This window comes from Frateuria sp., from assembly GCF_013362045.1.
In the GTDB taxonomy this organism is placed as follows: domain Bacteria; phylum Pseudomonadota; class Gammaproteobacteria; order Xanthomonadales; family Rhodanobacteraceae; genus Frateuria_A.
Map to the genome: position 1 here is coordinate 1 of NZ_JABFWW010000090.1, position 5,937 is coordinate 5,937.

Consider the following 5,937-nt stretch of genomic DNA (forward strand, 5'->3'; position numbering starts at 1 on the left):
GTGGCGTGCGCACGCCCTGGTCGAGCAGCGCCAGCGCGGCACGCAGCTCCGGCGGCAACTGGCGAACCACCGGCCGCTGCGCCAGCGCACCCAGCGTGGCAAGCAGCGGCGCATAGCCGTTCTGCTGCGGCAGGCGTTCGCGCAGGGCGCGTTGCACCAGCGGGTCGGTGCTGGCGCCGGCGAGGATCTCCAGCAACGGCGGGTTGCCCATGGCGAGCACGCGCACCTGGAACTGCGAGGGCAGCGGGATGCCGAGCGGGTCGGTCTCCACCGTGAGCGCGCCGATCTGCAGCACCATCCGGCCCTGCTCGCCCACGCCCAGCGGGCGCGCGGCCAGCACCGCGCCCACGCGCCAGCTTTCGGCCGCGGTACCGGAGGCGGCACCCGCCCAGGTCATCGCGGCGAGGCTGGTGGGTTGGATGATCACGCGGTCTCCTGCCTGCCGGTCGGGAGGATGGGCCGGTTCCGTGCAGTCGGTACAGGAATCGGCGGGGCGGACGATAACTTGAATGGCCGCTTCCCGTTCGCCTGGGCGTGCGCGGCGAAGTCGATGGCCCGGCCGCGCGCAGGGTCCTTCGAATCCGGCGCCGCGCACCTGCGCCGGGACGAATGCGACGCCGGTCCGCGGATGCGTGAAGCCGGCTAAAGCCTCCACCGGAGCCGCCGATAAGGCTTGGGCAGGGGCCCGGTACGAGCGGAGGTAAGCATGGGCAGCAAACGAGAACATCGCGCACCGGCCACCGTCGAGATCGGCCTGCCGGCCGATTGCCGGATGGCGGCGCAAACCGCGCTTCTGGCCGATCTGCTGGTCGCGCTGGACGCGCCGGCGACGCAGCTGGACGGCCGCGCGGTCGAGCGCGTGGACACCGCGGCGCTGCAGCTGCTGACGCTGTTCCGCCGCGAGGCGCTTTCGCGCGGCTGTGCGGTCAGCTGGCGCGGCGCCAGCGCGACCTTGCGCGAGGCGGCGGACACGCTGGGCCTGGCCAAGGCACTGGATCTTCCGGCAGCGATGCCGGCGTAACACTCACGAGGAACGACACGATGGCAAAGATTCTGGCGGTGGACGATTCGGCTTCGATGCGCGGCATGGTGGCCTACACCCTGCGCGGTGCCGGCCACGAAGTGACCGAGGCGGAGAACGGCCAGCTCGCGCTGGACGCGGCTTCGGCCAACGGCTTCGACCTGGTGCTGGCCGACGTCAACATGCCGGTGATGGACGGTATCAGCATGGTGCGCGAACTGCGCACGCGGCCCAGCTACAAGGGCGTGCCGATCCTGATGCTGACCACCGAGTCGCACACGGACAAGAAGATGGAAGGCAAGGCCGCCGGCGCCACCGGCTGGCTGGTCAAGCCGTTCGATCCGGAGCAGCTGCTGGCCACGGTCAAGCGCGTGCTGGGCTGATCCCCTCGGAGAGAACGAGCGATGAGTACGGGCGGCCTGGCGCAGTTCCAACAAGTATTCATCGAGGAGAGCCTGGAAGGGCTCGATACGATGGAGTCCTCGCTGCTCGCGCTGGACGAGGGCGGCGACGGGGAGCTGGTGCACACCATTTTCCGCGCCGCCCATTCGATCAAGGGCGGCGCAGCCACCTTCGGCTTTCCGGAGATGGCTTCCTTTACCCACGAGGCCGAGTCGCTGCTGGACGAAGTGCGCGGCGGCAAGCGCGCCATCGACAAGCCGATCATCGAGCTGCTGCTGCGCTCGGTGGACTGCCTGCGCGGCATGTTCGACCGCGCCAGGGCCGGGCAGCCGCTCAACGACAGCGCCTCCGACGGCGTGCGCGGCGAGCTGGCGGCGATGATGGGCCGCGCGGCACCCGCCGGCACCACGCCGGCCCGCCGCGCCGGCGACCAGGCCGAGGCCTGGATCATCCGCTTCCATCCGCACGCCGGCATGCTCGCCGGGGGCAACGATCCGTTGCGCCTGATCCGCGAACTGGCCGGGCTGGGCGAGCTTGCCGTCGAGGCCGACCTCGCGCGCCTGCCGGCGCTGGCCAGGCTCGACCCGAGCGAATGCCATCTCGGCTGGTCGATCGAGCTGAAGGCGCCGGCCAGGCGCGAGGACATCGCCGCGGTGTTCGACTGGGTGGTCGACGAGTGCGACCTGTCCATCGAACCGAAGCCCAGTGCGGCAGTGACGCCGGCGGCCGCGCCGGCACCGGCCAGCCTTGCCGATGCGGCCGCCGCGCGCGGCACGCGCGAGGCCAATGCCGAATCGAGCTCGGTGCGCGTGGCGATCGACAAGATCGACGGCCTGATCAACCTGGTCGGCGAGCTGGTCATCACCCAGGCCATGCTCGACACCTTCCGCGAGGAGTTCGACCCCTCCCGCCTGGCGCTGCTGCAGCAGGGCCTGACCCAGCTCGCCCGCCATGCGCGCGAGCTGCAGGAAAGCGTGATGGGCATCCGCATGCTGCCCATCGCCTCGGTGTTCAACCGCTTCCCGCGGCTGGTGCGCGACCTCAGCCAGAAGCTCGGCAAGCAGGTCAGGCTGGAGCTGCACGGCGAGCAGACCGAGCTGGACAAGACCGTGCTGGAGAAGATCGGCGACCCGATGGTGCACCTGGTGCGCAACGCCATCGACCACGGCCTGGAAACGCCGGACCGGCGCCGCGCCGCGGGCAAGGGCGAAACCGGCACGCTCAAGCTCGACGCCTACCATCGCGGCGGCTACATCGTGGTGGAGGTGTCGGACGACGGCGCCGGCCTCAACCGCGAAGCGATCGTGCGCAAGGCGGTCGAGCGCGGTTTGATCTCCGGCGGCGAAGGCATGAGCGACGAGGCGGTCGCCGAACTGATCTTCCAGCCCGGCTTTTCCACCGCCGCGGTCACCACCGACCTTTCCGGCCGCGGCGTCGGCATGGACGTGGTGCGCCGGAACGTCTCGGACCTGGGCGGCACGGTGACCATCCGCAGCAAGGCGGGACAGGGCAGCGTGTTCACCATCACCCTGCCGCTCACCCTTGCGATCATCGATGGCCTGACCGCCGCGGTGGGCGAGGAGTGCTACATCGTGCCGCTGGTGTCGATCGTCGAGAGCGTGCAGCTCAAGCCCGAAGCGCTCAAGACGATGCCCGGCGGCGGCGAGCTGTTCCGTTTCCGCGGCGAGTACCTGCCGGTGCTGCGCCTGCACGAGCTGTTCGGCTGCACCGGCGCCAAGCGGGCGATCGAGGACGGCCTGCTGATCGTGGTCGAGGGCGACGGCGGTCGGGTCGGCCTGTTCGTCGACGGCCTGGTCGGCCAGCAGCAAGCCGTGGTCAAGTCGCTGGAAGCCAACTACCGGCGCGTGCAGGGCGTTTCCGGCGCGACCATCCTCGCCGACGGCTCGGTGGCGCTGATCGTGGACGTGGCCGGCGTGACGCGCCTGGGAAGACGCAGCAAGGCGGCCTGATCCGCGGGGATCGATCGCGGGCTGCCACGCCGCCCGGCACGACCTTCTTCGGCATCGACGGCGCCGCCGAATCGGCGGAGCCCACGCTGCGTCGTCGCGTCCCCGGCGTTTCTCCGCGTCTGGCTGCGGCCGACGGCGCGTGGGCGGAGTTCGTGAGCCGGACAGGCCTGCGGCGGTCCCTGGGCATGGCAGGGCGCAGCGAGCGGTGCTTGCCGGTTGCGCGGTTCGCATGCAGCCGGGCCCTCGGCATGCGCCGGCATCGCGCGCCAGCGGCAACGCCAGCACCGCGTGCGACCGGCGCCCGGCTGCATGCAGCGGAGCGCTGCAGCGGCCGCGTCTCCACGGCTTGCCGGGCGCCCGCCGCTCAAGTTCCCGCCCGAAGCGCCGACATGCTTGAACGAAGAAGGACGCGTGCGAGGCGTCCGCCATCCAGGTACCAGCCCCCATGCACGAAGACAACCAGGCCACGCCAACGGTGCAGCAACTGACCATCAGCCTCGGCAACGAGGAGTACGGCATCGACATCCTCGCCGTACGCGAGATCCGTGGCTGGACGCCGGTGACGCGCATCCCGCAGGCGCCTTCCTACGTGCTGGGCGTGCTCAACCTGCGCGGCGCGATCGTGCCGGTGCTGGACCTGCGCCTGCGCTTCGGTCTTGCGCGCGGGGAATACAGCGCGACCACGGTAACAGTGGTGGTGACCGTGGCCGGCCGGCTGTTCGGCGTAGTCGTGGATGCCGTGTCCGACGTGCTGGACGTGGAGGCGGACCAGATCCGCCCGGTGCCCGACATGGGCACCACCGTGGATACCGAATACCTGAAGGGACTGACCGCCGTCGGCGAGCGCATGGTGCTTCTGCTGGACGTGGACAAGCTGTTGCAGCCGCAGGACGCGCAGATGCTGGAAGCCGCCTTGCCAGCGGCCGTCGATGTTAAAGCCGTGGCCTGACAGGACCGACCGATGAAAATGCCGAAACTGAAGTTCAAGATTCCTGCCCTGACCGTGCGCGGCCGCCTGCGGCTGGTGATGGGCATGCTGATGCTCATGCTCGTCGGCGGTGCCGTCATCGGCATCGGCTCGATGCAGCTGCAGAACGAGAGCATGCGCGACACCTACCAGAACGAGATGGTGCCCACCCAGATCGTGGCCCGCCTCCAGCAGAGCTCGCTGATGTCCTTCATCGTGCTGGGCGAGGCCGGCAACCTGGTCGGCAAGCCGGCACTGGCCCAGAAGCTCAAGGAGTTCGCCGGACACCAGGCGAAGGTCGTCGACTACAAGAAGCAGCTGGCCGCGTTCCCCAAGAGCGAGACGATCGCCAAGCAGTACAAGGATTACCAGTCCACCGACGAGGACTACCAGGCCGCCAAGAAGGACATGCTCGACGCGCTCAACCACAACGATGCCGGCGCGCTGGACGTGCTGGACATGGAAGTGCGTCCGCTGCTGATGCAGCGGCAGGAGTCGCTGGGCAAGCTCGCCGAACTGCAGCGCGCCGAGGCGCAGGGCATCTACCAGGCGCAGGAATCGCGCTTCAAGCTGATCCGCGCAGTGAGCATCGGCGCGCTCGCCGCGGGCCTGCTGCTGGCGATCTGGATGGCGCTCTCGCTGAGCCGCTCGATCATCAACACGCTCGCCTACGCCGGCCGCATCGCCCGCGAGATTGCCCAGGGCAAGCTCGGTCATGCCATCGAGGTGAAGCGCCTCGACGAACTGGGCCAGTTGCTCGAAGCGTTCCGCAGCATGGATGAGCGCCTGTCGGCGATCGTCGGCGAGGTGCGCCACGGCTCCGGCGCGGTGAGCACCGCCGCGCAGCAGATCGCCCGCGGCAACGACGACCTCTCGCAGCGCACGCAGGAGCAGGCCTCCAGCCTGGAGGAAACCGCCTCCTCGATGGAGGAGATGACCTCCACCGTCAAGCAGAACGCCGAGAACGCCAGCCATGCGAACCAACTGGCCCGCGGCGCCCGCGAGCAGGCCGAGCGCGGCGGCGAGGTGGCCTCGCAGGCGGTGGTGGCGATGAAGGAGATCAACGCCTCCAGCCGCAAGATTTCCGACATCGTCAGCCTGATCGACGAGATCGCCTTCCAGACCAACCTGCTCTCGCTCAACGCGGCGGTGGAAGCGGCGCGCGCCGGCGAACAGGGCCGCGGCTTCGCGGTGGTCGCCACCGAGGTGCGCAACCTGGCGCAGCGCTCGGCCGGCGCGGCCAAGGAGATCAAGGCGCTGATCAACGACAGCGCGGAGAAGGTGCGCACCGGCTCGGAGCTGGTCGACCAGTCCGGCAAGGCGCTCGCCGAGATCGTCGACAGCGTCAAGAAGGTCACCGACATCGTGGCCGAGATCGCGGCGGCCAGCCAGGAGCAGTCGGCCGGCATCGACCAGGTCAACAACGCGGTGTCGCAGATGGACGAGATGACGCAGCAGAACGCAGCGCTGGTCGAGGAGGCCGCCGCCGCCGCCCGCGCGATGCAGGAGCAGGCCGGCGAGCTGGCCCGCCAGGTGGCGTTCTTCCGCCTCGAGGGCGATGCCGCGCCGGCTGCGCC

The 5,937-nt window shown here is 69.9% G+C and carries 5 protein-coding genes and 1 pseudogene; 5 read left to right on the top strand and 1 reads right to left on the bottom strand.

The features are described 5' to 3' along the window. Window positions 1-427, bottom strand: a pseudogene (locus HOQ08_RS04375) (flagellar hook-length control protein FliK); the annotation flags it as partial. A gap of 279 nt (window positions 428-706) precedes the next feature. Here HOQ08_RS04375 and HOQ08_RS04380 point away from each other — a divergent pair. From HOQ08_RS04380 to HOQ08_RS04400, 5 genes are all read left to right on the top strand, one after another. Beyond that, complete coding sequence (locus tag HOQ08_RS04380) at window positions 707-1,021, top strand: STAS domain-containing protein (protein ID WP_291192041.1); 315 nt, start codon at window positions 707-709, stop codon at window positions 1,019-1,021. 20 nt (window positions 1,022-1,041) lie between these two features. Further along, entirely contained in the window at window positions 1,042-1,404 is a 363-nt protein-coding gene (locus HOQ08_RS04385) for a response regulator (RefSeq protein ID WP_291192043.1), read from the top strand. A 21-nt stretch (window positions 1,405-1,425) separates the two neighbouring features. Beyond that, window positions 1,426-3,393 (top strand): chemotaxis protein CheA, encoded by a 1,968-nt coding sequence (locus HOQ08_RS04390; RefSeq protein WP_291192045.1) that lies wholly within the window; start codon window positions 1,426-1,428, stop codon window positions 3,391-3,393. A 445-nt stretch (window positions 3,394-3,838) separates the two neighbouring features. Beyond that, entirely contained in the window at window positions 3,839-4,342 is a 504-nt protein-coding gene (locus HOQ08_RS04395; protein WP_291192047.1) for a chemotaxis protein CheW, read from the top strand. Between the two features lie 12 nt (window positions 4,343-4,354). Then, the coding region (locus tag HOQ08_RS04400; protein WP_291192049.1) for a methyl-accepting chemotaxis protein at window positions 4,355-5,937 on the top strand (1,583 nt) is incomplete at its 3' end.